Below are 26,951 nucleotides of genomic sequence, written 5' to 3' on the forward strand. Positions count from 1 at the left end.
CAGTCGTGTTCGTTATGGAACAGGACTTGGGCCGGCGCGTTGAGGGGACGTGTCGAAGGAGGACGACGGATGTTTGAATTTTTAAAACCGCAACAGCAACCAGTGATCGATGACGTGGAAGCGACCGGCACCTATGCCGACGCGCTGCTCAATGTTCCAAGCCCGGAACTGACCCGTTCGACCGCCCGTGAGCATGGCCATGAGGCCCACTCCCGCGATTATTGCGAAAACCGCGATATTTCCCGTAGCGCGCTCGGTTTTGCCTGAGCCGTCAAAAAAGCTTCTTCAAAAAACGGAACGGACCGCCGGTCCCGGCGTTTTCCCTGTACAACCACGGGGCGGCGCAACCGGACCGGAGGGACCTGATCGGCATATGACCGATGGGCGAATTTGTGTGTTGCGCCGCCTGAATGGCGACGGCGCAGGCGCGTTGTCCCGATAGATGAAAGCGTAATCCGGTTTGGGTCGCGCATTTATATCAGGAGGCCGCGATGTCGACCGTTCCCGTCGAACCCTATCCCGAACCGCCAATGCCGGTGCCGCCACAGCCGGATATTCCGTCGGTGGAAGAGCCCGAACCCGACAGGCTGCCGGATGAAATTCCGACCCCCAATCCCGACGAAAACGATCAGCCGCCGAAAGTGCTTTAAACGTCCTGCGTTCGCGGATTTTCGAATTTCTTGCTGACAAAGGCCGAGCCTGCAAGCCCGAAGCGCCACGGATAATCCACCGCGCGGCTGATGCCGATACGCCTGCCGCTGGTCACCGCGGCGGCTTCCTGTGGCAAACGCAGAAAAAACGGAGGGGCGTCGAGCGGCATGCCGTCCATGTCGCCGGTAATCGCCATGGCCTGACAAAGCCTTCCGGGGCCGGAGCACAGAAGTTTCGGCTTGTCGGTTCCCCGCCGCAGTTTCATCATGTCCAGACCGGTCAGAGGTTCGATGGCGCGCAGAAGCACCGCAGAGCCGGGCGCGCAGACGAAATTCGCGCACCAGTGAATGCCATAGGACCGATAGACATAGAGATGGCCGGCCGGGCCGAACATTGCCCTGTTGCGAGGCGTCTGCCCGTTGAAGGCGTGGGACGCCGGGTCGTCGGGATGATAGGCTTCGGTTTCCACGATGATGCCGCCGGCATTGCCGACGCGAAATTCCACGCCGATGAGCGCACGGGCGACATCCAGCGCGTCTCGCTTGAAGAAACTCGCCTGCATTTCCGGGCTAAAGGCCTGATTCATCTGGAACCCCTTCCGCTCTGCCATCGTTGTGAATTCAGGTTTCAGTGTTACCGCATCGGATTGATAGGCCGATGCTTGTCAAATCGGAGGGCATGTCATGCAACTTTCCACGACCTATGTAAAACGCAATAACGGTGTCATATCCGTCGAGTTCGTCGGCAGCGACGGCGACCAGGTCTCCGTCCGTCTCGCCGATGGGCTGGAAGGCATCGATGATGCGGAGGCCATCAAGCGCGCCAGTGCAGTGATGGTTCAGCTGACGGCTTTCGGCACCCGCCACGGCGCTGATGCGTCGTCGCAGTTTTCAGCGCTTGGAACGGCGCAGGATGATGGTCCGCATGGTCAGGCCAGCGCCCGCACCGCGAAGGATCGCGATATTCTTGAAGAGGAATTGGACGAGGGACTGGAAGACAGCTTTCCAGCCAGCGATCCGGTTTCGGCCACCGTCACCTCGATAGCCTCGAGAAAAGGCGGGGTGTGACATTGGCTCATCGCAAAGTTGCCCTCATCACCGGCGCAGGTTCCGGCATCGGACGTGCCGCCGCCCTGCATCTGGCTGCCGCTGGTTTTTCGGTTGGCTTGCTCGGCCGCACCGAGTCCGAATTGCTGGCCGTGGCCGAGGAGATAAAGACCGCATCCGGCTCTTCCAAAGTTCTTCTCGCCGATGTTTCGGACGAGGCGGCCATGCGACACGCGGTCGCAGCGCTCGCGGAGGATTTCGGTCGCCTTGATGTCGTGGTGGCCAATGCCGGCGTCAACGGTGTCTGGGCGCCCATTGATGAGTTGAAGCCTTCCGAGTGGGACGACACGATCCGCATCAACCTGCGCGGCACCTATCTCACCGTGCATGCCAGCGTGCCGTATCTGAAGGCGGCCGGTGGCGGCTCCATCGTGATCGTTTCCTCGATCAACGGCACACGAACCTTTACCTCCCCCGGCGCTACCGCTTACTCCGTGACGAAGGCGGGGCAGCTTGCTATGGCCCAGCAACTGGCGCTCGAGCTTGGGCGTCACCGCATCCGCGTTAATGCCGTGTGTCCGGGGGAGATCGAAACGGCAATCGACGAAAACACCGATATACGCGGACGCGAAAAGACTGAGGTGCCGGTTCGGTTTCCGGCCGGCGATATTCCCGTGACCGGCGGTGTGGCGGGCTCAAGCGACGATGTCGCCGCGCTGATCGGTTTTCTGGCATCGGACGCATCGCGCCACATTACCGGCACGCCGGTATGGATCGATGGCGGGCAGGGGCTGCTTCGATAGGGGGCGTCTGCCCTGCTGACGTACCCCTCACGGGCTTGTGTCCCTATGATTAACGAAAGGGTAACGTCTGTTCACGAGACTTTGTCCATGTGCGAGGTTGCCGCGTTATGGCCACCTTCGCTAGTTAAGCGTCTGCCGGAAAGGCGGGCAAATCAGGCGGGCAGAACGATCCATGGACATGAAGGCATTGCTGGATTTCGCAGTTGCGGGGTTACGGCTGAAGGTGATGGCGGGGGTAAGAGTAGCTGCGGTCGTCGCGATCGGCGGCGGTCTTGCTGCGTGCACCTCCATGGGTCTCGATAGCGTCAAGAAGGACCCGCCGAAGCTGTCGTCCAAGATGATGGCGCAGATGTCTGCCAAGAGCATGCGGCCGGAAAGCCCGGTCCTCGTTCGTATTTTCAAGCAGGAAAGCGAACTTGAGGTCTGGAAGATCGACAAGACCGGAAGCTATGCGCTGCTGAAGACCTATCCCATGTGCCGCTGGTCCGGAAAGCTCGGACCGAAGATGAAGACCGGTGACCGGCAGGCGCCGGAAGGTTTTTATCACGTCTCGGCCGGCATGCTGAATCCGAATTCGCAATATTACGTCTCCTTCAATCTCGGTTATCCCAACCGGCTGGAATCGGCGCTCGGTTACACCGGCGAAGCGCTGATGGTGCATGGCGCCTGTTCGTCGTCGGGCTGTTACGCCATGACCGACCAACAGGTGGGCGAGATTTACGCCGTCGTGGCGCGCGCGCTGCAGGGCGGGCAGGATCGTTTCCAGGTGCAGGCCTATCCCTTCCGTATGAGTGCACGAAACATGGTGGCGCATCGCGACGATCCCAACATGCCCTTCTGGCGCACGCTCAAGGAAGGCTACGACTATTTCGAGGTGACGCGCCGCCAGCCGAAGGTCTCCGTTTGCGGCCGGCGCTATGTCTTCAACAGCGAATTCGCCGAGGGTGAGCCTGCCGATCCTCTGGCGGCCTGCCCGCCAGCCATCAATCAGCCGGACCCGGCGGTGGCATCGAAACTGGCCGAGGAACAACAAAAAATTGCCGCTGCGATGAACGAGGGAACTTCCGCCCCACTCAGCGCGTATGTAGACGGCGGCATGCATCCGAGCTTCCGTGCCATTCTGAAATCCAGCGGCGCCAAGTCCATGGCATCGCAGGTTTCCGGCACGAAGTACCCTATCAGCCGCCCCGATGCGGCGCTGGCAGACCCCTTTGCCAGTGTGAGATGACGTAAATGAGGTTTTTCAATTGAACGAGACGACAACGACCCGGCGGGGTTTCCTGCTTGGAGCAGGTGGATTGGCGCTTGCCGGCCTTGCGGGCTGCAACACCACGGCGCGTGAAGCCGCACGGCCGGCCGCCCCCGCGGAAGATCCGATGTATGCGCTGATGTACGGTCCCAAGCCGGACGAGCAGTTTCCGCTGCCGGAAATTCCCTATAAGCGGATTCCGCGCCAGTTCCTGCGGCAGATGGTGGCCAATCCGACGGGCGAGCGCCCCGGCGTCATCGTCGTCGATACGGCCAACCATTTCCTTTACCTTACCTATGAGAACGGTCAGGCCATGCGTTATGGCGTCGGCCTCGGACGTGCGGGTTTCGAATGGGCCGGCCGCGGCGTCATTCAGTACAAGCGCCAGTGGCCGCGCTGGACGCCGCCTGATGAAATGATCGCCCGCCAGCCGGAGCTGGAGCCCTATAGCAGCCGAAATGGCGGCATGGAGCCGGGCCTCAAGAACCCGCTCGGCGCGCGTGCACTCTATATTTTCAAGGACGGCAAGGATACGATCTACCGTCTGCACGGTTCGCCGGAATGGTGGACCATCGGCAAGTCGGTATCATCAGGCTGCGTGCGCCTCATCAACCAGGACATCGTCGATCTCTATAATCGCGTGCCGGACGGTACGCCGATCGTGGTGACGGCGCTTGGCCCGGCGCAGCAGGGCGTGCCGATCGGCCAGGAAGGCGTGCCCGTTGCCCAATATGGCAATGGCGTGGTTGGCGATGGCCTTTCGCAGCCGGTTCAGACCTACTGACAAATAAAAAATTTCCAGCCGCTGAAGTCAGCGGCTGGAAACGATGGACGAATGGCAGCGCAATGCTCCCGTCTCAGGCAACGTGACGGATAACGTCATGGCCACCAACATCTTCCATATCCAGACGGAAACGTGAAACCAGCGCGCGCAGCTTTGCCGTTTCCGCGGCAAGCGTTGCCGAAGCGGCGGTGGATTGTTCCACCATGGCCGCATTCTGCTGGGTGGCGTGATCCATGGAGTTCACGGCAGCGTTGATTTCGGCAAGTCCCGTTGATTGTTCGGCGGCGGATGTCGCAATCGCGGTCATGTGCTGGTCGATGCCGGCGATGCGTTCGCCGATATCCTTCAGCGCCGTACCGGTATCGAGAACCAGCTTCACGCCACTTTCCACTTCCGCTGATGATTGGCGGATATGGTCGCGGATTTCGCTTGCGGCCTTTGCGGAACGCTGGGCGAGGTCGCGCACTTCCTGCGCCACCACGGCAAAGCCTTTGCCGGCCTCACCGGCGCGGGCGGCCTCCACCCCGGCATTCAGCGCCAGAAGATTGGTCTGGAAGGCGATTTCGTCGATGACGCCGATGATGCCGGTAATCTGCCGCGATGATGTCTCGATGCGTCGCATCGCCTCTTCGGCGTGGCTGACCACCTCAACCGATTTCAGGGCGCTGTGGTTGGCGTCGGTGGCGGCAAGCCGCGCCTCGGACGTACGTTTGTTGGCGTTTGAAACATTGGCCGTGATTTCCTCAAGCGCTGCGGCGGTCTGTTCGAGCGAGGCTGCCTGATTTTCCGTACGGCGGGAAAGGTCGCCGGCGCCGGCGGCAATCTCGCGGCTGCTGCCGTCAATCGTGCCGATGCCATCGGAAATCGCAAATAATGTTTCGGCCAGCTGCCGGACAGAACTGTTGAAATCGTGCCGCAGGGCCTCAAATTGCGGGGCGAAGGCCTGATCGAGCTGGAAGGCCAGATCACCCGAAGCCAGCCGCTTCAAACCGGCTGCGAGGCCGGATGTGGCGATGCGCAGCCGTTCGGAGGCGTCTTCCTCGGCCTGCTGGCGGGTTGCCTCCTGATCGGCCTGCGCCTGCCGGCGGGCCGCTGCCGCCTGTTCTTCAAGCGCCCGGTTGGCGATTGCCGCCTGCCGGAAGACTTCAACGGCAACGGACATGGAGCCGATCTCGTCCCTGCGATCGATGCCGGAGGGTGGCTGAGACGTATCGCCGCCCGCCAATGTTTCCATATTCTTTGACAATTGCAGGATGGGTTGGATAACCGATCTGCGGGTGAGAAGGAAAAGCCCGACGGAGAAAATTGCCGCCAGAACCAGCAGGCCCTTCAAGGCAAGGTTGATGGTCGCCTTGGTCTTTTCGCTTTCGGCCGAGGCGGCATCGGAAAGGGCCTCGATCTGGTCGCCGGCCGTTTCCATCGCTTTTTCAAGCGCCGAAAATTGCCGCATGAATTCGGGCATCAGCTTGACCGCCTCTTCCGGGCGGGAGCCCGCAAGGCCGACAACCGCATTGGCGGCTTCCATATAAGCAAGCAGCGGTTTTTCGACGCCGTCGATCACGGCCTTGACGTTTGTGCCTGCTGACAGGGACCTGTTGGCCTCGATCATTTCGCGGAAGCTGGCTTCATGTTCGCCAAGGTCAGCCTCAACCGTCTTGAGGTCGAGGCCCATGCTGGCATTGGTGGAGAGAATGGCGGCAAGTACGTCGGAACGTAATGCATCATGCATCATGTCCGCCTGCATGTGGTTGCGCAGCACTTCGGCCGAGAGTGCTACATATTCACTGTTGCGGTTCAGCGTTTCCGTTGCCCACATGCCAACGCCCGTGGCGGCGCCGGTGATGGAAAAGATCGCAATGCTTGCCAATATTATCTTTTTCTGAATCGACGCCATGGGGACGTTCCCGCGCTGTTGGTTATACTGCGGGAAAATAATAGAACATGCTTAATAAATGATCTATGTACGCTATGTTTTTGATAAAAATGAGAAAAGGCTGCAATTTCTATTGCAGCCTTTCTTATATTAGAGGTTTATACTTTTAATTTGTGCGTTTCAACGCGTCACCGAGAATCGAGACGATGTCATCGAAATGGGATTTTTCGGCGATCAGCGGCGGCGAAAGCGCAATGATATCGCCGGTGACCCGGACAAGCAGACCGCGCTCGAAGCAATCCACAAAGATGTCATAGGCGCGTGCGCCGATGGCGCCGTCGCGCGATTGCAGTTCGATGCCGGCAATGAGGCCGATGGTGCGGATGTCGATAACGTTTGGCAGACCCTTCAGCGAATGGATGGCATTGTGCCAGTCATCCTGCAATTGCGATGCGCGGGTGAAAAGGCCTTCGTCGCGATAGATATCGAGTGCGGCGATGCCGGCGGCGCAGGCGACGGGATGGCCGGAATAGGTGTAGCCATGGAACAGCTCGATCTGGCTTTCCGGGCCATGCATCAGCGCATCATGCACCTTGCGGCTGGTGAAGACCGCACCCATGGGGATCGCGCCATTGGTCAGCCCCTTGGCGGTGGTGACGATATCAGGCGTAACACCGAAATAGTTGCTGGCGAAGGATGAGCCCATGCGGCCGAAACCGGTGATGACTTCATCGAAAATGAGGAGAATGCCGTGCTTGTCGCAGATGGCACGCAGGCGCTCCAGATAACCCTTCGGCGGCACCAGCACGCCGGTGGAGCCGGCCACCGGCTCAACGATGCAGGCAGCGATGGTTTCAGCGCCATGCAGGGCGACCAGCCGTTCCAGATCGTCGGCAAGCTCGGCGCCGTGCTCGGGCTGACCCTTCACGAAGCTGTTCTTTGAGGGATCATGGGTATGACGCAGATGGTCGGCCGGTATCTGTGGGAAAACCCGGCGATTGTTGACGAGGCCGCCAACGGAGATGCCGCCGAAACCGACGCCGTGGTAACCGCGCTCACGGCCGATCAGGCGGCTGCGGGTGCCCTGGCCGATGGCGCGCTGATAGGCGATGGCGATCTTCAGCGCCGTATCGACCGATTCAGAGCCTGAGCCGGTGTAGAAAATGCGATCAAGCTTTGCCCCGTCAGGGCCGGGGGCGATTTCCGCCAACCGCTCGGCGAATTCGAAGGCGACGGGGTGGCCCATCTGGAAGGAGGGCGCGTAATCCATGGTCGAAAGCTGGTGTTTGACGGCGGAGGCGATCTGCTGGCGGCCATGACCGAGATTGACGCACCACAGGCCAGCCGTGCCATCGAGAACCTGACGACCATCATTGCTGGTGTAATACATGCCCTCGGCGCTCGTCAGCAGGCGGGGATTTGCCTTGAACTGGCGGTTGGCGGTAAACGGCATCCAGTAGCTGTCGAGCGAGGTGGAATTGGATCGGCTGGGGTTGTCCATAATGGTTCTCCTGTTCGTTGATGATGATTGAAAGCTATTTTCCAGACTGAACAAGCCCTTTTCTCTCTGTGGCCAAGTCATTGAAAATGCTGTAGGCGAAATGCAGTATTTTCGATATTTCGAACAACGATAACGGGGGCAGCAGCATGTCGGTGGATATTGGCGGGCGTTTGCGCCATTTGCGGCTGCGTCACAACATTTCCCAGCGTGAACTGGCAAGGCGCGCCGGCGTGACCAATTCAACGATTTCGCTGATCGAGAGTAACACCTCCAACCCGTCCGTCGGCGCGCTGAAGCGTATTCTCGACGGTATACCGATCGGCCTTGCCGAGTTTTTCGCCTTCGAGCCGGAGACGAACCGCAAGGCCTTCTATCGGGCGGATGAGTTGGTCGAGATCGGCAAGGGGCCGATCTCCTTCCGGCAGGTGGGCGACAATGTCTTCGGTCGCAGCCTGCAAATCCTGAAGGAATGTTACCAGCCGGGCGCCGATACCGGCAAGGTGCCGCTGGTGCATGATGGCGAGGAGGGGGGCATCATCCTCTCCGGGCGTCTGGAAGTGACGGTTGATGAGGAGCGGCGGGTGCTGGGGCCGGGTGATGCCTATTACTTCGAGAGCCGCAGGCCGCATCGCTTCCGCTGCATCGGGCCGGTCCCGTGCGAAGTCATCAGCGCCTGTACGCCGCCCACCTTCTGATTCCACCGCATTTTGCTTGATGTGAAGGTCTGAAAGCGCTCTGCCTGTCGCAGGCAGGGCCGAATCCGGGTTGGGGCTCGAATATTTTAAAGATATTCCGCGGCTCAAGCGCGGATTTTTGCCATTGTTTTGCCGCTTTTGCGCCGCCCTTGCAATTTTTCCATCGCTTTTTCTTGGCGAAGCCCGAGTGTCGGGTAAAAAAATCCCGGCTAATATGTCAAATTTTATATGCGTTGCCGCAATCTTGCTGCGCCGCAAAAAAATTTAATAGTCTATTACACGCATGGCTGTTCTTGGCGTTCCTGTCTCATCCGATTAAGTCATAAGAAACATATAAGAAAAGACTGCAGGTGGTCGAAAATACAATACATGCCGGGAGGCCACCCATGCTCTGTGCACATGGCCGCAGGCACATTTGTTTCTTTTTTATGCAACCCTTAATATTGCCCTGGGGTTGATCGACCGCCACCGCAAGAAATCGCATAGACGGTCATGGGCAATGTGCCTTACAAAAAATCCATTAGCATCAAATTCCGAACACAGACTTGTTATCTCCTTTAGACGGAAATACGCGCCTTCGGGCACCGACCAATCGCAAAACATAAATGGAGTTCACTCTATGAAGTCCGCGACCCAATCGGCTGAACAGACACTCAGCAGTTCCGAAGATTTCGATGTCAGTTTCCCTATCGGGGGCATCGCAAAACGCAGCTTCGATATGGCATCGGCTGCACTTGCGCTGCTCATCTTCAGCCCGATTTTCCTTTTGATCGCCGCTCTGGTGAAATTTTCCGATCCCGGCCCGATCTTTTATGGTCACCGGCGTGTGGGACATAATGGCCGCTATTTCCATTGCCTGAAATTCAGGACGATGGCGATGAACGGTGACGAGATGTTGCGGCAATATCTTGCCGCCAATCCGGAAGCCGCCGAAGAATGGCGCGCGACCCGCAAGCTCAAGAACGATCCGCGTGTCACCGCCGTCGGTGCCGTGCTGCGCAAGCTTAGCCTTGATGAACTGCCGCAGCTCCTCAACATCATCCGTGGTGAAATGAGCGTGGTTGGCCCGCGCCCCGTCGTTGACGAGGAACTGAGCTATTATGAAAGCGCTGCCGCTTATTATCTCAGCACCCGCCCTGGCCTGACCGGCCTGTGGCAGATCAGCGGCCGTAACGACGTCTCCTACAAGACCCGCGTCGCTTTCGACACGCAATATGTGCAGAACTGGTCGATGCGGCAGGATGTCTTCATCATCGTCAAGACCATTCCCGCCGTGTGCCTGTCGCGCGGCAGCTACTGAAATCAATATTGAGTTCGGCTTTATCGATTTTCGTTTCGACACGCACCCGACCGGGATCCCAAGTCCGGTCTTCGGGTGCGTCATTGGTGCTAACAATAGCGGCCGCTTCTGCGGCGCTGCGCAGCCGGCCTTTCCCGGTTGCCTATCGTCTGATCGCCTGCATGGCGCTCAGCAAACAGGGAGTCTCCCGATGAACGGCCTTTTTGCCACCCCCCGCCGTCCGCTTGCCGCCCTCGTGCTTGCCGCTTCCGTCGCCCTGGCCGCGCCGCTCTCCGCATTGGCGGCAGAGGGTGGGCAATATAAGCTCGGCACCGCCGACAAGCTGCGCATCCGTGTCGCCGAATGGCAGCCGGCCGATGGCAGCATCCGCAACTGGGACGTCATCAACGGCGATTATTCCGTCGGCCCATCCGGCGCGCTGTCCTTGCCATTTATCGGCCAGCTGGAGGTTTCGGGGAAAACGCCTTCGGAAGTCGGTGAGGCGATCGGCGCCCAGCTTCAGAGCAAATTCGCGCTTCGCAACCTGCCTTCGGCTTCCGTCGAAATCGCCCAGTTTCGGCCGATCTTTCTGAGCGGCGACGTGCAGACACCGGGAGAATATCCCTATGCCGCCAATCTCACGGTGCTGAAGGCCGTCAGTCTCGCCGGCGGCCTGCGTCGCTCCGATGCCGGCCAGCGTTTTGCCCGCGACTTCATCAATGCACGCGGCGATGCCGCCGTCTACGACAACCAGCGGGCAAGGCTGCTCGCCCGTCAGGCGCGGTTGGTTGCCGAGGTCAAGGGCGATCAGGCCATCGCCAAGACGCCAGAAATGGAAAAGATCAGCGAAATCGATACGCTTCTGGCCAGCGAAAGCGCGCTGATGAAATCCCGTACCGAGCGTTATACGCTTCAGCTGAAGGCGCTGACGGATCTGCATGCCCTTTTGCAGAGCGAAGTCGAATCGCTGAATAAAAAATCGGAAACTCAGAACCGCCAGCTCCAGCTCGCCAACGAGGACCGCGACCGCGTCAACCGGCTGAACGAGCAGGGGCTTGCACTGTCACAGCGGCGCATCTCGGCGGAAGAACGCGCGGCGGAGGTGGAATCCACCCTGCTTGATATCGACACGCAGTCGCTGCGCGCCAAGCAGGATATCAACAAGGCGACCCAGGACGAAATCAACCTGCGCAACGATTGGGTGGCACAGCGCTCCAAGGAATTGCAGGATACCGAAGCGGAACTCGACAAGCTCAATCTGCAGCTGACCACCAGCCGTGAATTGATGTCGGAGGCGCTGGCGCAATCGGCCGAGGCGATCCGTTTCGATCCGTCGGGTAAATCCGCGACCATCACCTATCTCGTGGTGCGCGAGGAAAACGGCAAGCCGAAGGAAGTGAAGGTGGATGAAAACACCCTGCTTCAGCCCGGCGACGTCATCAAGGTTTCGTCCGAAATCCTGATGCAGTGAGGTTCGCATGCGGATTGCCAAATCGGCGCTGATCGATCCCGAACGCAATGAAATTTTCGGAATGGCGGCGATTGCGCTGTCATTCTTCGTGTTCGCCTACTCGTCGCGTTTCGGGCAGATCTCGGTTCTGGCCTATTATGGAATGTGGCTGCCGCTGGTGGTGGTCAACTACCGGCAGGTGCTTGGCAATTATCCGCGTTATCTGTGGATCTTCGCCTTCGGTATCCTCACCGTGCTGTCCAGCTTCTGGTCGGAGGCAGCATCGGTGACCATGCGCGCCTCCATCCAATATATGACGCATATCGTCTGCGCCTTGATCGCCATGCGGGTGACATCCATTCGAACGCTGACGCGCGGCGCGCTGATCGGCATCGCCGTGGTTCTTTTATATTCGCTGCTGTTCGGCATCTATCTCTTCGATGCGCTGGATGGCACGTATAGTTTCGTCGGCGCCTTCTCGTCGAAGAACCAGCTCGGTTTTTATGCCTCTCTCGGAGTCATTTTTGCAGCCGCCTCCGTGTTGGTTCTCAAACAGAGAGGCATCTGGCTGCCAATCGCCGGCGTGACCGGACTTTTATCGGCCTATAGCCTCCTCGCATCGCAATCGGCGACATCCACCATCACCACCGCGGCGGTGGTTGCACTGATAATCGGCTTCATCCCGATCGGCATGCTGTCTCCCGCCAACCGCAAGATGACGTTTTTCGTGCTCGGCGGCCTTGGCGGGCTGCTTGTGGTCGCCTCCCTGCAATTCGGCCTGCTCGATGCCATTCTGGGTGTTTTCGGCAAGGATTCGACGCTTACCGGTCGCACCTATCTCTGGCAGCAGGGCATCGAGGCGGCAAAACAGACGCCGATCCTCGGTGTCGGCTATCAGGGTTTCTGGGTGGCGGGTTTTGCCGATGCCGAACGCCTGTGGAACGACTTCTTCATTACCGGCCGCACCGGCTTCCATTTCCATAATACCTATATCGAGACGGTGGTAGAGAATGGCATCGTCGGCATGGTGCTGCTTGGCATGGTGCTTTACGGCACGCTGCTCGGGCATCTGCGCTCGGTGCTGATGCGCAGGAGCGATCCGCAGGGCGTTATTCTCTTTGCAATCTGTGCGCTGTTCGTGGTGCGCTCCTTCGTGGAGATCGATATCATCTTCCCCTACCAGATCGGCTCGTTCCTGCTTTATTTCGCTGCAGGCAAACTGTGCCTGCCAGTGAAGGCAGCGCAGAATGGTGAAACTCACCCGGCGATCGGTATGCGGTTGCAGACGAGAGCCTAGAGATAATCCGCCGAGACATGCGGGCTGGCGTGGATGAATTTCCACATGTCCTTGCTGACATCGACGATATCGGCAATCGACTTTTCCAGGTGCTCGATTTCCTTCTCGTCCATGCGTTCAACCTTGCCGTAACGAACCTTGCTGTCGTCCTCCACCAGCCGCATCAGCTGGGTGCTGGCGATTTCGCCCTTTTCGTCGAAGGAATAGATGCAATGATTGTATTTGTTGCGCGTCCGCGCTTCTTTCTTCAGCCGCGCCATGATGGAGAGAATGGTCTTGCGGTCCGGCGTCGGCGTTGAGGGGAGTTTCGCCAGACGCTCGATGAGGTCCATGCGCGCCCGTGTGGTATTGAGCGTCAGAAACACGACGATGGCCGCTTCCTTCTCCACTTTCAGGAGATGGACGATCAGATAGATCATCAGGCTTTCAGTGTTCGTCCACACATAATTCAGCCTGCCGACCAGTAGCAACACATCCGACATCACCGCCATGCTGCTTCTCCCGCCCCGGCGAAATATATTCGGATATTATATGCTGAGCGCTGCGGAAAAGACAGTATAGGTTACTGATATTTCTTCATCTTTCCTTGAAGGCGCGGGACATGCTGTCGGAGATCGGCTTGGTCAGATATTCAAAGAAGGTGCGCTCCGAGGTCTGGATCAGAACATCGGCCGGCATGCCGGGCACGGGATGGAAATTATGGACCTTGGCGATCTCGTCGTCGGAAACCTGCACGCGCACGATATAGACGTCCTTGACCTGCAGGCCGGCATTTTCCTCGATGCTGTCGGCGGAAACGTAAAACACCTTGCCGTTCAGAACCGGTGTGGTGCGGCGGTTGAGCGCTGACAGACGGATCGCGGCGGTCTGGCCTTCATGTAGCTGATCGATGGAGGTTCTGAGCACCTGCGCCTCAAGGATCAGGGGAACATGGGCGGGCAGGATTTCCATGATCGGCTTGCCTGTGGTGATGACGCCCCCGGGGGTATGATAATAGGCCCGCACCACCGTGCCGTTGACGGGGGAGCGGATGACGGTGCGTTCCAGCACTTCGGCAGCGCCACGCACCTGTTCCCGGACACTGTCGAGATCGGATTCAGCCGTTTCCAGCGCATCGAGCGCCGCCTGTTTGTTGGCGTTGACGGCAATGATCGCTTCCTGCTTGAACTTGGCGATTTCCGCCTCGCTCTGGTTCATCTCGCCGGTCAGACGGGCGATATCGCCCATGGCGTCGGCAATGGCGCGTTCCAGTGCCAGCATATCGGTCTTGCGGATGACGCCGTCCTTGGCGAGCCTTTCCTTGGAATCGCGCTCCTGCGTCAGAAGGGCGAGTTGCCGGTCGAAGGACTGTTTCTGCCCGTCATAACCCGCATAGCGGAACTCCAGCGAACGGATATTCTTTTCGATCAGGTTCAGCTGCTCGTCGAGCTTGACGATCTTGCTGTGGAACACGATGTTCTGGCTCTGGATGATGGAGTTGATGTCAGGATCGCCGGCCTCTTTCATGACGATTTCGGGCACCTTGAAAGTCTTTTCGCCCTGCGCTTCGGCGCGAAGGCGCGTCACGATGGTTTCAAGGCGAAGACGCCGCAGCTGCAACATGCGTTCATTGGCAAGCGCCGTCGTCTTGTCGAGCGTCAGCAGCACGTCGCCTTCCTTGACCGTGTCGCCTTCACTGACCATCATTTCCTTGATGATGCCGCCTTCCAGATGCTGGACGATCTTGTTGTTGCCGGTGGCGACGAAGCTGCCCTGGGCAATGATGGCGGAAGAGAGGGGTGCGGTGCCGGCCCAATATCCGAAGCCGCCGAAGGAGGCGAGCAGCACGGCAAGTCCGATGGAGCTATGCAGGCGGATGGAGCGCGGCACTTCGCTATACCATTCCAGCTGGCCCTGCGGTTTGATTTCGGCAATGGCGTTTTTCTTCTTGAACATGACGAACCTCAACCCTCGATCTGCGGGGACTGGTTGGCCGGACGGCCATTGCCGGAAAGTGCTTTCAGCACCTCGATCCTTTCACCGAACATGGCGAGCGATCCGTCTTTCAGCACCATGATCTTGTCGACACACTGCAAAAGTGCCGGGCGCTGGGTAATGGTGACGGTGGTGATGCCCTGTTTCTTGGCGTGCAGCAGCGCCTTGGCCAGCGCCTGTTCGCCCTGGGTGTCAAGGTTGGAGTTGGGCTCATCCAGCACCACGAATTTGGGATCGCCAAAGAAGGCGCGGGCAAGTGCGATGCGCTGTTTCTGGCCGCCCGAAAGCGGTGCGCCATCGGCGGCAACCACGGTTTCATAGCCCTGCGGGAAACCGGCGATCAGCTCATGCACATCGGCCAGCACTGCCGCTTCGTAAATCTGCCGATCGTCGATATCGTCGCGCATGCGGCAGATATTGGCCTTGATGGTGCCAGGGAAAAGCTGCACGTCCTGCGGCAGATAACCGATGCTTTCACCGAATTGCCGCTGGTCCCAGTTGCGCAGATCCATGAGGTCGAGACGAACATTGCCTGAGGTGGGCAGGATGGAGCCGACCAGCATCTTGCCGAGCGTCGTCTTGCCGGAGCCGGAATTGCCGATGATGGCGAGCGATTCCCCCTTTTTCAGCGAAAAGGAAATGCCGTTCAAAATCACCTTCTTCTGTGGCGGCGGTACGAAGAGAATGCGCTCCACATCCAGACGCCCTTCCGGATTGGGCAGACGCAGGCGCGGGAAATTAAGCGGCGAGCTGACGAGAAGCTGCTTGATACGGCCATAGGAGGCGGCGGATTTGTTGAACTGGTGCCAGCCTTCGATCGCGCCTTCGATGGGCGCCAGCGCACGGCCGGAAATGATCGAGGCCGCGATGACCATGCCGCCGGTCAGTTCGCCGGAAAGCGACAGATGCGCACCCCAGCCCAGAAGCGCCACCTGGGTGATCATGCGGGCGGCCTTGGAGACGCCGGAGAACATGATGTTGCGGTCCTGCGCCGCCACATGCGACTTCAGCGATCCGGCCGTTTCACGGCCCCACATCTTCACCGCCTCGGGTATCATGGCGAGTGCATTGATGATCTGCGAATTGCGCGACATGGAATCGAGGTGGAAATTGGCGCGGCTGAGATAACCCGAGGCTTCGGAAAACTGCCTTGCGGTGAAACGCTGGTTCAGCCAGGCGATGATGAACAGCACGGCGCAGCAGACCATGATGATGATGCCGAGATGCGGATGGACGAGATAGACCACCACGATGAAGAGCGGCATCAGCGGCGCATCGAGAAATGCAATGAGCGTTCCTGATGTCAGGAAGGAGCGCAGCTGCTGCAGATCCTGCAGGATCTGGTAGTCCTTGCCGTTGCCGTGCAGGGAGGCGCGGGCGGCGGCTGACAGGATGGGCGCGCCAAGCTGCACTTCAAGCTCAACGGCGGTGCGCATCAGGATGAAGCGGCGGATGGCATCCATGAAGGCCTGCAGCAGAACCGCGCCAAGCACGGCCACCGTCAGCATGACAAGCGTATCCATCGAGCGGCTGGTCAGCACCCGGTCTGATATCTGGAACAGATAAAGCGGGATGGCGAGCAGCAGGATGTTGATGGCGATGGTGAACAGCATCACCACCACCATGTTGCGGCGAACGGCGGCGATGCCCTTTGCAAGACTTGCGGCGAAATTGATCGGCTCGCTGCGCTTGTGGAAGCCGCTCTGGCTTCCGCCGCCACCACCTCCGCCACCGCCGCCGCCATTGTCCGTCGGCTCCTTGCCGCCACCACCCGTCACCGGGCGGCGTTCGTTTTCGCGGATCGGCCCGTCATTATTGTCGATGGTTTTGACGAAAGGCAGCTCTGTATTGTCGATCTTGGCTTGCGGTTGCGCCGGGGAGGCGGGTTGCCGCTCCGGCTGTGGCGCCGGCCTTACCGGGGGAACGTCCCGGAATTGTTCGGGATGTGCCGTTTTTGCAAGCGGTTCGGAAGGAGTTTGCGGGGGTGTTGGCTGGGTGGGGGATGTAATGGTTTTTGCCGCCTGTTCCGCGCCGGATAACTGGCGCAGATTTTCGACGGCTTCGTTGATGGCTGAAATACAGGCGTCCGTCAGTTTGCTGTCTTCCGCTTCCTGATCCAGCGGCAAATCCAGCGAGCGTCCGTCGGCAATCGTTTTCCTTGAGATATGATCCATTTTATATCGGTCCCCGGTGATCTTGCGGCGTTTGCGGGTTCGGCTATTGCGGGGCGTGTTTGCCGCCGCGTCCGCCGGACGTTACGCAACGACCGTCTGCATGACGTCGGATGGGTGGGCATTGGACCATGAGAGGTCGTGGCCGCCATTGATGACGCCGTCGGATTCGTTCTGGATGGTGGCGGGATCGTCGTGAAGAAAGGCGATGACCTCGTTTGCCAGCTGGCCGTGCTGTGTCGGCTGCGACGTGTCGTTTTCGATGATGCCGCCCTGGATCAGAATGGCATCGGAATAAACGCCGCCGGCGACATAGGTGGTGGAGCCGAAGCTGTCGTAATCGATGATCTGTGCGATGTTGACGACGGCGTTGCTGCCGGTATCGATATGGACCGTGGCATTGTCGTTGTTTTCGAGGACTTTGGCGGCGGCCTGGGTTACGTCGTCGGAATCGCCGAGCACGCTCACCTGCTTGATGATGCTGACATCATAAAGGTTGCCGGTGATGTAAAGGACGTTCAGTCCCTGATAGCCGGCGAAGTTGGCGTCGTGGGCAAGCGCATCCGGCATGTTGGGATCGCGTTCGTTTATCGCGTTCACCGTCTGGTGCATATAGTCCGGCATGGTCTCGAAGCGGTCGTTGCTGCCTACATTATGAATGCTGGCATCATTCCAGAGCAGGTTATTGCCGGATTGGACGGTGGCGCCACCAGGTGCATCGGGATTGGCGCGGGCCCAGTCATTGTCGTAAAGCACGGCAATCTGGCTGATGAGGTTCATGTCCAGCACATTGCCGCCGACGATGATCAGATCGTACTGCATGCCGATGCCGAGGAAATTGGCGATGTTGAGCGCGGCGTTACCGCCGGTCAAAAGGCTGACGCTCGCACCCGAGGTGGTGATCGTCATCGTGTCATTGTCGCTGATGAACTGGTATTGTTCGATCCAGTGGACGAAGGACACATCCCCTTCCAGCACGCTGACGCGCCAGGCGGTGGGGAATATCGGCGGCTCGCCGCTCTCATGGCTGTCCGCCGCGGCATTCTCCGCGCCCGGATAGACACTGCGCTGAAAGCTGGCGATGTTGTAGGCGGCCGTTGCCGCCTGATCCTCCGAGTGCGTGAAGACGGAAGAAATCTCGTCCCGGTCACTGTAGATATAGGCTTGGGTGATGGCGTCTATCTGGTGATAATCGCCCATGACGGCGGTGACCGAGGTCATGACGCCGGTATTGACCAGCGTGGCGATGTTGGCGACGACATTGGCGCCAGCGGCTATATCGAGGCTGTTGCCGGCCGGGCTGTCTTCATGCAGGGAAACGTCGCTTTTTTCCGGTGCCTCGGCGGGTTTGGCAATGCCGCGGTCCGGCATGAAGTCGTCGAGCGTCGGCTTGTCGTAGGCCACCGCGCCATTGATATAAAGACCGTTGATATCGTTGCCGGCCAGAACGAAATCCTGGTCCGCGCCGGTGCCAAGCGAGGTCACGTCATTGTCGCGGGCGTGTTCTATATAGTCGTGCGCGGATTTGGCAAGCATCTGCAGCGCGTCGTAATTATCGGTGCGCTGGAAGGTGGAAAAGGGCGTGAAGACCGCGGCTTCGTTGTAGAACTCGACGGTTCGCTCGGTCACGAAGGTCGTGTCGCGCGCCACATTCGGGCCGTCCGTCATGTTCAGATAGTCATCGTCCTGGAGAATATTGACCTGCGTAAGATGGCCGGCTACCGAGCCTGGACCGGTATGAACCACCAGTTCGCGCTCATCAAAGGAGAGGCGGCCGGGAAAACGGAAATGCGCGCCGGAAATATCGACCGGGATGGCATTTGCAAGCTGCTGCATGTCGTATTCGACAGCGCGGGCGAAATGCGGTCGCATGTAATCGAAATCGTAATAGCCGGAGCGATATTTGACACCGGGATCGTAATCCTCGAGCGGGACGTCATAGTTCTTGTCGAGCAGCCTTGCTGCCTCATCGTCCGGCAGTCGGTCCGGATCGGAATGCGCCGGGCCTTCGCTATAGTTGCTTCTCAGACGCGCTTCCTCGACCACCGTGTCGAACATGCCGATGAAATGCGCGATCATGTCGGAAATCTTGTCGATATGCATTGAAGGTCCCTCCCTGATCATCGCGGCAGAGCCTGAGGCTGCGCAGGGCACCCGTCTCAAAGGCGGTGCTTCGTCTTACGCAGACCGGTCCTTCAACCGCGAACTGCACCGGCGGGTGCCGGTGCAGCTCTTTTCGTCAAGAGGTGGGTATCAGGAGTGATCCTCACCGACGTCGGATACATGCGAGTTACCGCCTGTGATCGTGACGTCAACGGCATTGGAGAGCATGTTGGCGCCCTGCACCAGTTCCAGATGGAAGCCGGAATTTGCAAGGATTGCCGATGCATCCGCAGTGCTGGTGCCTGCTGCGTCGTCGCCGGCCTTGAGGTCCCATCCCTTGCCGTCCATGCCTTCCGCGCCATAGGCGTCGCCGGCATTGGCGCTCAGGTGGTTTTCCGCACCGCCATTCTGCATCTTGATGTCGTAGGCCTGATCCTGGTCTGCCAGGTGGTTGGCCTGCACCATGCTGAAGCCGGTGTCATTGCCGTCGCCGTTGAGCGAGCTGTTGAGGATGTTGTCGACATCGAGCGTGAAGGAGAAGTCGTCACCCAGGTTGAAGGTGAGATCCCCGCCGGCGATGCCGAGATTGCCGACATCCTTGACGCCGGCGATGTTACCGAAGTCGTCATCAGACTTGTAGTAGCTGTCGGCGGAGTTGAAGCTGTCGGAGGTCGTCGTGGTCTTGGTGGAGGTGTCGTTGTCGGAGTAGGAGAACGTCTTGTTGTCCGTGTCCGTGATCGTTTTCACATTGGTATCATTGTCGCTGTACGACTTGCTTTCGTAGCTCCAGTCGTAATCCGTCTTGATATCAGTGTTGGTTTCGGTGCTCGTCTTGGTGGTCGTGTCGTTGTCGCTGTACGACTTGCTGTCATAGCTCCAGTCATAGTCGTTGTCGCGATTGTCGCCATTGCCGACTGCTACATCGATCTTGGCGTCAACATCCACATTGGTGCTGTTGTCGCTGTTGTCGTTGTTGCGGTTTTCACCGTTTGCGGTGCCGACATTGCTGTCTTCCACCTTGGCGTCATTGGTCGAGGTGTTGGCAAAACCCTCGGAAAGAGCGCCGATCTTGGTGATGTCGTCGCCGGCTGGCTGTGAATTGTAACCCATTTCGATTTCCTCCGAAAAAGCTCGGAGCAGCTTTCGAAATCCCTCTCATCTCAAACGGGATTTTTTCGCGCTTGCTCCGTGTTGCACAAAGATTGATGTTTGCAGATGCACTCGGTACGTTTCATCTGCGGTTCGGCATCGGCCCGCGACCGGGCTCTTTTCGTTCAGCCCCTGTGCGCTACTCGGTAAAAAGGCGCACAAATCCGTTCCTCGCTCCAATGGGGAGCGCGGTGGCTTCGTCTTTTTGCTTGCGTGTTTTCTTGAAAAGGAACCGGCGTTGGCAAACACACGTTAAGGCCGGGATAGTCTTTTCATCGGCCGCCGTTCAGCGACGGTCAGACTGTGCCGCAGAAAAATTGCGCTTTCTAGCTATCAATTCGGGCTAAACATATCGGCACCCATAACCGGAATATATATGCCGGAGGGGTAGGCCAAGGCTCGTTTTCGCGGCCGCTGCAGCAAATATCCGCAGATTTGGCGGCAAAAAACCGGCTTCTTAAAACCATCGTGCTTTTGCAAGGGAAAAGGGCGTCATCCCGAAACGGCACATCGTCCGGGATCGTTTGCATGCGAGATATGAAAAGGTCTTTCAACTAAAAGTTATATTTTCTTGGAATACAAAACCGGAGCGGAGGCATTTCTAACGCCTTTGTTTCCTTGATGATTTCCAAGTGAATGATTTTCTCTCACCGTAATCAATTTTGTATGCCTAATGTAAAAAATAACCCGTATGGGCCATTTATTTACACAGCTTTTCGTATTAGCCTCCTAAATTAACAGGTAATTAATGATAGTTGACATGGCTTGAGGCGGGAATTGCCCCCTATGGTCTTGGGGGCGTCCTGGCGGACGACAGACGGCACACCAAAAAGAATGTAATGCGTAAGCGCTTTAGGGAGGCGTCAATGTTCATGGGAACTTCAGATTATGCGGCAAAACAAAAAAACGCCGTTTCACCTATAAATGGAACTTTATTGATCATAGCGGATCCGGACCTGTTTTCCGAGTGCCTCGTGGAGGCGTTGGGCAAAAAGTTCCCCACATTCGCGGTGGTGAGCGTTACCTCGTCGTCGACTATTAACGACGACTACGGGGCAAATGTCCGGCTGGTGCTGCCTTATCGCATGTCCGGCGAGCGGCTCCATAATCTTCTTGCGGCAATCCACGAAAAGCATCCGGATGCGCCGATCGCACTGGTGGTCGAGACCATCGACAAGTTTGAGGAACCGTTGAAGCAACTGGTGGGAATGCGCGTCATCGACGGCGTGTTGCCGCTCAATCTGCGGCTTGACGTGTTCATGGCGGCTGTTGACCTTTTGATGAAGGGCGGAGAACATTTTCCCGCGGCTCTCCTCGGCAAGCTCACACCCTATTCCCAGGCCGTCAGCGGCAAGAGCGTTCAGACAAACGCCGTTATTGCCAACCGCGCCGACGCCCTTGCGGCAAACAGGGGCGAAATGGCGGCGCTGACGACACGGGAGGTGCAAATCCTCGACCTGCTTTGCAAGGGTACGCAAAACAAGATCATCGCTGACAGGCTGCATCTGTCCGAAAACACCGTGAAGGTTCACGTTCGCAACATCTATAAGAAGATGAACGTGCGCAACCGAACGGAGGCAGCATCGCGCTTCTTCAACAAGGACGACGACGCTACCTTATCCGGCTGGAAGAACTGAGCATCAGGCAGGCCGAGGCCGCCCGGGCGCCAGTTTCCGCCGATGTTCCGGCCCGAGACTTACGGTCTCAGGAAGCAGCGGGACCTCTGGCCAAATCCGCTCGGCGAGCAAATATAGGGAGAAGAACCGGAATAGGAATGCCGCGATATCGACGGTGCCTCGGACGACGCGTCGGCAACAAGCGTCACAGCCGCATTGCCTGTCTTGTCGTAGCCGTAGGAAGCCCTGGTTGGAGTAACCCGCGTCTTCATGGTTGTCGTATCCGCTGATGCGGTCTTGATGAAAACAGCGTCTTCGACCACGGCGCATGAGGCCGTTGCGAAAGTGAGTGCTGCAAGGGCTGCGGCAACGAGCGCAAAATGATTGCGTCTGGCTGCTTTGCCATTCTTGGAATAAGGCATTTCATTCATCGTGTATGTCCCCTGAAATCGACTGTCTGTCGCATCTCGCCGGGCGGTTTTGTCCCGGTGGACCGAGCCTTACAAAACCAGGATAGTCCCGACTGGTTGAGCGAAGCTTGCGCTAATGCTCAATAAGAAAGGCATAAAGGAGGCGTAGTTAAAAAGTATTAAACCAAGGGCTATTTTTAGTAATTCAGGGTAATCAATTGTAATATTTCGACAAAATGAAGTTGACCTGTTTTTCACCGCGCCTATCATAAAAGTTGAAAACTATCGAATCGAAATATTAAAACCTCCAGAAGAAATAAAAACCGGAGGATGATATTCAAGATACCGCACAATCGGGAGTTTGATCCAGTTCGAGATGAATCAGCCGGGCTGATTCCTCATGGGGAGGAGTGTGTAATGCGTAATTTCGTTCCCAACGAGCATGATAATGGCGTCACGATCTACTCGGAATGGCGTCCTGGCCAGCGCGTTCTCGTCAATGGCGGCGCTGGTTTCCTTGGTTCCCATCTTTGCGAGCGTCTACTGGCCTGCGGCCACGAAGTGATCTGTCTCGACGATCTTTCGACCGGGCGGACGGCGAATGTGGAGCATTTACGGGACAATAAGCGGTTTTTGCTGGTCGAGCACGACGTGCGCAAACCCTATGACATCGACGTCTCGCTGATCTTCAACTTCGCTTCGCCGGCTTCGCCGCCGGATTACCAGCGCGATCCCGTCGGCACTTTGCTCACCAATGTGCTTGGCGCCGTCAATGTGCTGGAGGTCGCGCGCAGATGCGGTGCAACCGTAGTGCAGTCCTCGACATCGGAAGTCTACGGCGATCCACTCGTTAATCCCCAGCCGGAAAGCTATTTCGGCAATGTAAATACAATCGGGCCGCGAGCTTGTTACGATGAGGGCAAACGCAGCGCCGAAACGCTGTTTTTCGATTATCACCGCTTTTATGGCGTTGATATCAAGGTGGGACGAATCTTCAACACCTATGGGCCGCGCATGCGGCCCGATGATGGACGTGTGGTTTCCAACTTCATCGTCCAGGCGCTGAAGGGGGCCGACATCACCATTTATGGCGATGGCAGCCAGACACGCTCCTTCTGTTATGTCGATGACCTGATCGACGGTTTCCTGCGTTTTTCGGCCAAGCCGAAGGATTGCACCGGACCGATCAATCTCGGCAATCCGAGCGAAATTCCGGTGCGGCAACTGGCCGATATCGTTATTCGCATGACGGGTTCCCGCTCGCGCATCGTGCATCTGCCGGCTGCGATCGACGATCCGCAGCAGCGCCGCCCGGATATTTCGCGGGCTAACGAGCAGCTGAGATGGCAACCGCGCGTGCCGCTCGAAATCGGACTGGAAAAAACCATCGTCTATTTCGATGCTTTGCTGTCCGGCAGGAAAGTGGCGGAGGCCGTATGAGATGGCCCGCACAATCCTCGTCACGGGCGGGGCCGGATTCATAGGCAGCCACATCTGCAAGGCGCTGGCAAAATCCGGCTTCAGGCCCATCGCATATGACAATCTCTCGACCGGCCATGCAGATGCGGTTCGCTGGGGGCCTTTCATCGAGGGCGACATTCTTGATCGTGACCTGCTGAAGGCCACGCTCAGGGAGTTCCAGCCGGCCTTCGTCATCCACTGCGCCGCCAATGCCTATGTCGGCGAATCCGTCGAAGATCCGCGCAAATATTACCGCAACAATGTCGGCGGCAGCCTTTCGCTGCTGGATGCCTGTCTCGACCAGAATATTGGCGGGCTGGTATTCTCCTCCAGCTGCGCCACCTATGGCGTGCCGCCACAATTACCAATCCGCGAGGAAACCGCGCAGATGCCGGTCAATCCTTACGGGCGCACCAAGCTGATTTTCGAAATGGCGCTGGATGATTACGCCGCGGCCTATGGCCTGCGTTTCGTGGCGCTGCGGTATTTCAACGCGGCCGGCGCCGATCCCGATGGCGAGCTTTGCGAACGCCACGAACCGGAGACCCACCTGATCCCCCGGGCACTAATGGCGGCTGCGGCGCGGTTGCCGCAACTCGATATCTTCGGCGCGGACTACGACACCACGGACGGCACCTGCATTCGCGACTATATTCATGTCAGCGATCTCGCCGATGCCCATGTGGCCGCTGTCAATTATCTGGCGGATGGCGGGGAGACGTTGCGTGTCAATCTTGGTTCGGGCCACGGCACCTCGGTTGGCGATATCATCCGGGCTATCCATCGCGTTACGGGTCAGGAAGTGCCGGTGCATTTCGGCGCAAGGCGCGAAGGTGATCCGCCGGCGCTGTTCGCCGATATTGAAAGGGCAAGGCAGACGCTCGGCTTTGCGCCGAAACATTCCGATATCGACACGATCATCCGCACGGCCGGTCCCGGTTTCGGACTGGAGGTGCGGTCATGACGGCGCGCTCCACTCCTTCCGTCCAACCTGTACGTGCCGCCGCGGGCTCATTGCGGATGCTGCCGGTCTTCACCGGCTGGAACCGCATGGCCTATCGTCTGGGCATCGGCGGCTGGCTGGTGACTCTTGGCTATTTCTGGATCTGGTGGCTCGACCGCGACCGGGTGATCGACTGGCCCTATTATACCGTCGTTACCCTGACGCTGGCGTGGATCACGCTGCTGCCGTCCTATTTCATCTTCATATTCCTCAACGCCCGCGTCGTCGACCGGCGTTCCCCTTTGCCCAAAGGCCGGGTGGCGATGGTCGTTACCAAAGCCCCGTCGGAGCCTTTCGCCGTGGTGCGCAAGACGTTGCTGGCCATGCTGGACCAAAGGGGCATGGAGCAGAAGGGCCTGGAATTCGACGTCTGGCTTGCGGATGAAGATCCGGATGCGCAAACGCTTGCCTGGTGTGGTGCGCATGGTGTTTTCGTCTCGACCCGGAAGGGCGTCGCTGATTATCACCGCAAGACCTGGCCGCGCCGCACCCGCTGCAAGGAGGGCAATCTTGCTTATTTCTACGATCATTATGGCTATGAGCGTTATGATTTCGTCGCACAGTTCGACGCGGATCATGTGCCGGAACCGGATTATCTGAGCGAGATCATCCGTCCCTTTGCCGATCCGTCGGTTGGATATGTCTCCGCCCCAAGCATCTGTGATGCCAATGCCGGCGAGAGCTGGGCCGCGCGCGGCAGGCTTTATGCGGAGGCAAGCCTGCACGGCGCGCTGCAGCTCGGTTACAACAATAGCTGGGCGCCGCTCTGCATCGGCTCTCACTACGCCGTGCGCACGAAAGCGCTGCGTGAGGTGGGCGGTCTCGGCCCCGAGCTTGCCGAGGATCATTCCACCACGCTTTTGATGAATGCCGGTGGCTGGCGCGGTGTCCATGCCGTCAACGCCATAGCCCATGGCGACGGGCCGGCGACCTTTGCCGACCTCATCGTGCAGGAATTCCAGTGGTCACGCAGCCTGATGACAATCCTGTTGCAATATTCACGGCATTATGTGCCGAAGCTGCCTTTGCGGCTGAAATTCCAGTTCCTGTTTTCGCAACTCTGGTATCCGCTGTTTTCCGGCTTCATGGCGCTGATGTTCGTGCTTCCCGTCGTTGCCCTGTTGCGTGGGCAAGTGCTGGTCAATGCGTCCTATCCGGCGTTTCTGGCGCATTTCCTGCCCATTTCGCTGATCATGATCCTGTTCGCCTTTTTCTGGCGGGCAACGGGGGCTTTCCGCCCTCATGATGCGAAGCTTTTCAGCTGGGAAGCCATGGTGTTTCTGTTCCTGCGCTGGCCCTGGTCGCTGATGGGTGTGCTGGCGGCGATCCGCGACACCATCCGTGATGACTTCGTCGACTTCCGCATCACGCCCAAGGGCACGCAGGCCAAACCGCCGCTGCCGCTGCGGGTCATCGTGCCGTACATGGTTCTGGCGGCGGTGAGCTTTCTCGCCATGGTGCTGGCGCCACGCGATAGCGGAGCGGAAGGCTTCTTCATTTTCGGGGCGATCAATGTGGCGATTTATGCGGGACTTTCCGTGTTCCTGCTTATCCGTCACGCGATGGAAAACGGCTTGCCGCGATTGCCGGCGATGCGCGGCGGCGCAACCGCTGCCGCCTGTTCACTCTTGCTCGTTGCCGGCAGCGCCGCGGAACTCAGCTCACATGCGATCGGTGGGCTTGAAGCCCTGTCGCACGGGCAGCCCTACGTCACCTTCACCGAAACGCGTTTTACGGTTGCCGGTGCGGGTGTGGAGGGCGCGAGATCGGTGCGCGTGAAGCTGCGCATCACCCTGCCGGGCTTGCCCGGTCATCGGGAAATGCAGGCGGAACCGGCCGTCGCACCGTCGCCGACAGTGGCAACCGGAGAAATCATGCTGGCCGACAATAGGGTCGGACAATAGAAGGAGGAGGCTGTGATGAGAACAACAATAAGCAACTGCGGATTCTCCGCTTTCGTACTCTGCCTTGCGGTGATCGCGCCCAGTGCCGTCCACGCCGCAGGCGGCACGAAGACGCCGAAACCGCTCAGAACCAGCGAAGTCGTGGAAATGTACTTCGACAAGACCTGGAAATGGGATACGGGCGGCGGACGCTTCATTGCCGATGGCCGCAAATTCATCGCCCTGACGGAAGAAAAAGGCAAAAAATCCGTCGGTGAGGGCATCTGGACCGTCGATGCCAAGGGCACGCTGTGCATGCGCGCCACCTGGAAAGCCGAGAATGGAAGCGGCAAGGCCGATACCTGCTTCGACCACGGCCGCATCGGCAAGGTGCTCTATCAGCGCAAGCAGGGCGGCCAGTGGTACGTGTTCCGGCACAACCCGCCAAGGCCCGGCGATGAATTTCTGAAACTTGTCCGCAAGGACGACGTCACCCCGCAGATCGCCGCCTATGGCAAGGCGATGACGGCGACGCGGTAGGGAGGAAAGTGTC

At 58.6% G+C, this 26,951-nt stretch carries 24 protein-coding genes; 15 read left to right on the forward strand and 9 right to left on the reverse strand.

What is annotated here, in order from left to right; genetic code table 11:
• Positions 1 to 69: 69 nt before the first annotated feature.
• Together QSV77_RS17095 and QSV77_RS17100 are read left to right on the forward strand one after the other, a co-directional pair.
• Positions 70 to 267: a hypothetical protein gene (locus QSV77_RS17095; protein ID WP_035243556.1), complete on the forward strand. Its 198-nt coding sequence runs from the start codon at positions 70 to 72 to the stop codon at positions 265 to 267.
• A gap of 224 nt (positions 268 to 491) precedes the next feature.
• Positions 492 to 650 (forward strand): hypothetical protein, encoded by a 159-nt coding sequence (locus QSV77_RS17100; protein ID WP_302734398.1) that lies wholly within the window; start codon positions 492 to 494, stop codon positions 648 to 650.
• On the opposite strand, the gene QSV77_RS17105 is transcribed toward QSV77_RS17100, so the two are convergent.
• The gene (locus QSV77_RS17105; protein WP_302734399.1) at positions 647 to 1,237 is read right to left on the reverse strand and encodes a DNA-3-methyladenine glycosylase; all 591 of its coding nucleotides are present in this window, start codon (positions 1,235 to 1,237) and stop codon (positions 647 to 649) included. The two genes, QSV77_RS17100 and QSV77_RS17105, sit on opposite strands and share 4 nt — an antisense overlap.
• Before the next feature lie 97 nt (positions 1,238 to 1,334).
• Between QSV77_RS17105 and QSV77_RS17110 the strand changes: the two genes are divergently transcribed.
• The 4 genes from QSV77_RS17110 (at position 1,335) to QSV77_RS17125 (ending at position 4,533) form a co-directional block, all read left to right on the forward strand.
• Positions 1,335 to 1,718, forward strand: coding sequence for a hypothetical protein (locus QSV77_RS17110; protein WP_271363766.1), 384 nt, complete (start codon positions 1,335 to 1,337; stop codon positions 1,716 to 1,718).
• On the forward strand, positions 1,715 to 2,500 hold the full coding sequence (locus tag QSV77_RS17115; RefSeq protein ID WP_302734400.1) for an SDR family NAD(P)-dependent oxidoreductase: 786 nt from the start codon (positions 1,715 to 1,717) through the stop codon (positions 2,498 to 2,500). The genes QSV77_RS17110 and QSV77_RS17115 overlap by 4 nt, the downstream gene beginning before the upstream one ends.
• A gap of 172 nt (positions 2,501 to 2,672) precedes the next feature.
• Entirely contained in the window at positions 2,673 to 3,728 is a 1,056-nt protein-coding gene (locus tag QSV77_RS17120; RefSeq protein ID WP_161991425.1) for a murein L,D-transpeptidase family protein, read from the forward strand.
• 19 nt (positions 3,729 to 3,747) lie between these two features.
• The gene (locus QSV77_RS17125) at positions 3,748 to 4,533 is read left to right on the forward strand and encodes a L,D-transpeptidase (RefSeq protein WP_046801347.1); all 786 of its coding nucleotides are present in this window, start codon (positions 3,748 to 3,750) and stop codon (positions 4,531 to 4,533) included.
• A gap of 73 nt (positions 4,534 to 4,606) precedes the next feature.
• On the opposite strand, the gene QSV77_RS17130 is transcribed toward QSV77_RS17125, so the two are convergent.
• Together QSV77_RS17130 and QSV77_RS17135 are read right to left on the reverse strand one after the other, a co-directional pair.
• A complete protein-coding gene (locus QSV77_RS17130; RefSeq protein ID WP_302734401.1) occupies positions 4,607 to 6,427 on the reverse strand; it encodes a methyl-accepting chemotaxis protein in 1,821 nt (606 codons plus the stop codon).
• Positions 6,428 to 6,572: 145 nt separating this feature from the next.
• Positions 6,573 to 7,907 (reverse strand): aspartate aminotransferase family protein, encoded by a 1,335-nt coding sequence (locus tag QSV77_RS17135; RefSeq protein WP_302734402.1) that lies wholly within the window; start codon positions 7,905 to 7,907, stop codon positions 6,573 to 6,575.
• Between the two features lie 146 nt (positions 7,908 to 8,053).
• On the opposite strand from QSV77_RS17135, the gene QSV77_RS17140 reads away from it, so the two are divergent.
• The 4 genes from QSV77_RS17140 to QSV77_RS17155 all read left to right on the forward strand — a co-directional run bounded on the left by QSV77_RS17140 (position 8,054) and on the right by QSV77_RS17155 (position 12,628).
• Entirely contained in the window at positions 8,054 to 8,602 is a 549-nt protein-coding gene (locus QSV77_RS17140; RefSeq protein ID WP_142842684.1) for a cupin domain-containing protein, read from the forward strand.
• A 619-nt stretch (positions 8,603 to 9,221) separates the two neighbouring features.
• Positions 9,222 to 9,902, forward strand: coding sequence for a sugar transferase (locus QSV77_RS17145; protein WP_142842685.1), 681 nt, complete (start codon positions 9,222 to 9,224; stop codon positions 9,900 to 9,902).
• 190 nt (positions 9,903 to 10,092) lie between these two features.
• The gene (locus QSV77_RS17150; protein WP_302734403.1) at positions 10,093 to 11,352 is read left to right on the forward strand and encodes a polysaccharide biosynthesis/export family protein; all 1,260 of its coding nucleotides are present in this window, start codon (positions 10,093 to 10,095) and stop codon (positions 11,350 to 11,352) included.
• Between the two features lie 7 nt (positions 11,353 to 11,359).
• Positions 11,360 to 12,628 (forward strand): O-antigen ligase, encoded by a 1,269-nt coding sequence (locus QSV77_RS17155; RefSeq protein WP_302734404.1) that lies wholly within the window; start codon positions 11,360 to 11,362, stop codon positions 12,626 to 12,628.
• Here the strand turns inward: QSV77_RS17155 and QSV77_RS17160 are convergent.
• From QSV77_RS17160 to QSV77_RS17180, 5 genes are all read right to left on the reverse strand, one after another.
• Positions 12,625 to 13,119 (reverse strand): hypothetical protein, encoded by a 495-nt coding sequence (locus tag QSV77_RS17160; RefSeq protein ID WP_142842688.1) that lies wholly within the window; start codon positions 13,117 to 13,119, stop codon positions 12,625 to 12,627. The genes QSV77_RS17155 and QSV77_RS17160 overlap by 4 nt on opposite strands.
• A gap of 85 nt (positions 13,120 to 13,204) precedes the next feature.
• Positions 13,205 to 14,563, reverse strand: a complete 1,359-nt coding sequence (locus tag QSV77_RS17165) for an HlyD family type I secretion periplasmic adaptor subunit (RefSeq protein ID WP_269699406.1) — start codon at positions 14,561 to 14,563, stop codon at positions 13,205 to 13,207.
• An 8-nt stretch (positions 14,564 to 14,571) separates the two neighbouring features.
• Complete coding sequence (locus QSV77_RS17170) at positions 14,572 to 16,776, reverse strand: type I secretion system permease/ATPase (protein ID WP_302734405.1); 2,205 nt, start codon at positions 16,774 to 16,776, stop codon at positions 14,572 to 14,574.
• Between the two features lie 81 nt (positions 16,777 to 16,857).
• Positions 16,858 to 18,876 (reverse strand): hypothetical protein, encoded by a 2,019-nt coding sequence (locus QSV77_RS17175; protein ID WP_302734406.1) that lies wholly within the window; start codon positions 18,874 to 18,876, stop codon positions 16,858 to 16,860.
• 150 nt (positions 18,877 to 19,026) lie between these two features.
• Entirely contained in the window at positions 19,027 to 19,986 is a 960-nt protein-coding gene (locus tag QSV77_RS17180) for a fibrinogen-binding protein (protein ID WP_142842692.1), read from the reverse strand.
• A 905-nt stretch (positions 19,987 to 20,891) separates the two neighbouring features.
• On the opposite strand from QSV77_RS17180, the gene QSV77_RS17185 reads away from it, so the two are divergent.
• Positions 20,892 to 21,662, forward strand: coding sequence for a helix-turn-helix transcriptional regulator (locus QSV77_RS17185; protein ID WP_302734407.1), 771 nt, complete (start codon positions 20,892 to 20,894; stop codon positions 21,660 to 21,662).
• A 59-nt stretch (positions 21,663 to 21,721) separates the two neighbouring features.
• Here the strand turns inward: QSV77_RS17185 and QSV77_RS17190 are convergent, their stop codons facing one another.
• Entirely contained in the window at positions 21,722 to 22,072 is a 351-nt protein-coding gene (locus QSV77_RS17190) for a hypothetical protein (protein ID WP_302734408.1), read from the reverse strand.
• A 396-nt stretch (positions 22,073 to 22,468) separates the two neighbouring features.
• On the opposite strand from QSV77_RS17190, the gene QSV77_RS17195 reads away from it, so the two are divergent.
• The 4 genes from QSV77_RS17195 to QSV77_RS17210 are packed head-to-tail and all read left to right on the forward strand — an operon-like array spanning position 22,469 to position 26,938.
• Complete coding sequence (locus tag QSV77_RS17195) at positions 22,469 to 23,491, forward strand: UDP-glucuronic acid decarboxylase family protein (protein ID WP_142842695.1); 1,023 nt, start codon at positions 22,469 to 22,471, stop codon at positions 23,489 to 23,491.
• A 1-nt stretch (position 23,492) separates the two neighbouring features.
• Positions 23,493 to 24,476 carry a UDP-glucose 4-epimerase GalE gene (galE, locus tag QSV77_RS17200; RefSeq protein WP_302734409.1) on the forward strand — a complete coding sequence of 328 codons (984 nt, stop codon included), beginning with the start codon at positions 23,493 to 23,495 and terminating at the stop codon, positions 24,474 to 24,476.
• A complete protein-coding gene (locus tag QSV77_RS17205) occupies positions 24,473 to 26,419 on the forward strand; it encodes a glycosyltransferase family 2 protein (RefSeq protein WP_302734410.1) in 1,947 nt (648 codons plus the stop codon). Before galE ends, QSV77_RS17205 begins: the two co-directional genes overlap by 4 nt.
• Positions 26,420 to 26,434: 15 nt before the next feature.
• On the forward strand, positions 26,435 to 26,938 hold the full coding sequence (locus tag QSV77_RS17210; protein ID WP_302734411.1) for a DUF995 domain-containing protein: 504 nt from the start codon (positions 26,435 to 26,437) through the stop codon (positions 26,936 to 26,938).
• Positions 26,939 to 26,951: the final 13 nt, after the last annotated feature.

Source organism: Agrobacterium sp. V1, assembly GCF_030518355.1.
Classification (GTDB): Bacteria; Pseudomonadota; Alphaproteobacteria; order Rhizobiales; family Rhizobiaceae; genus Agrobacterium; species Agrobacterium cucumeris.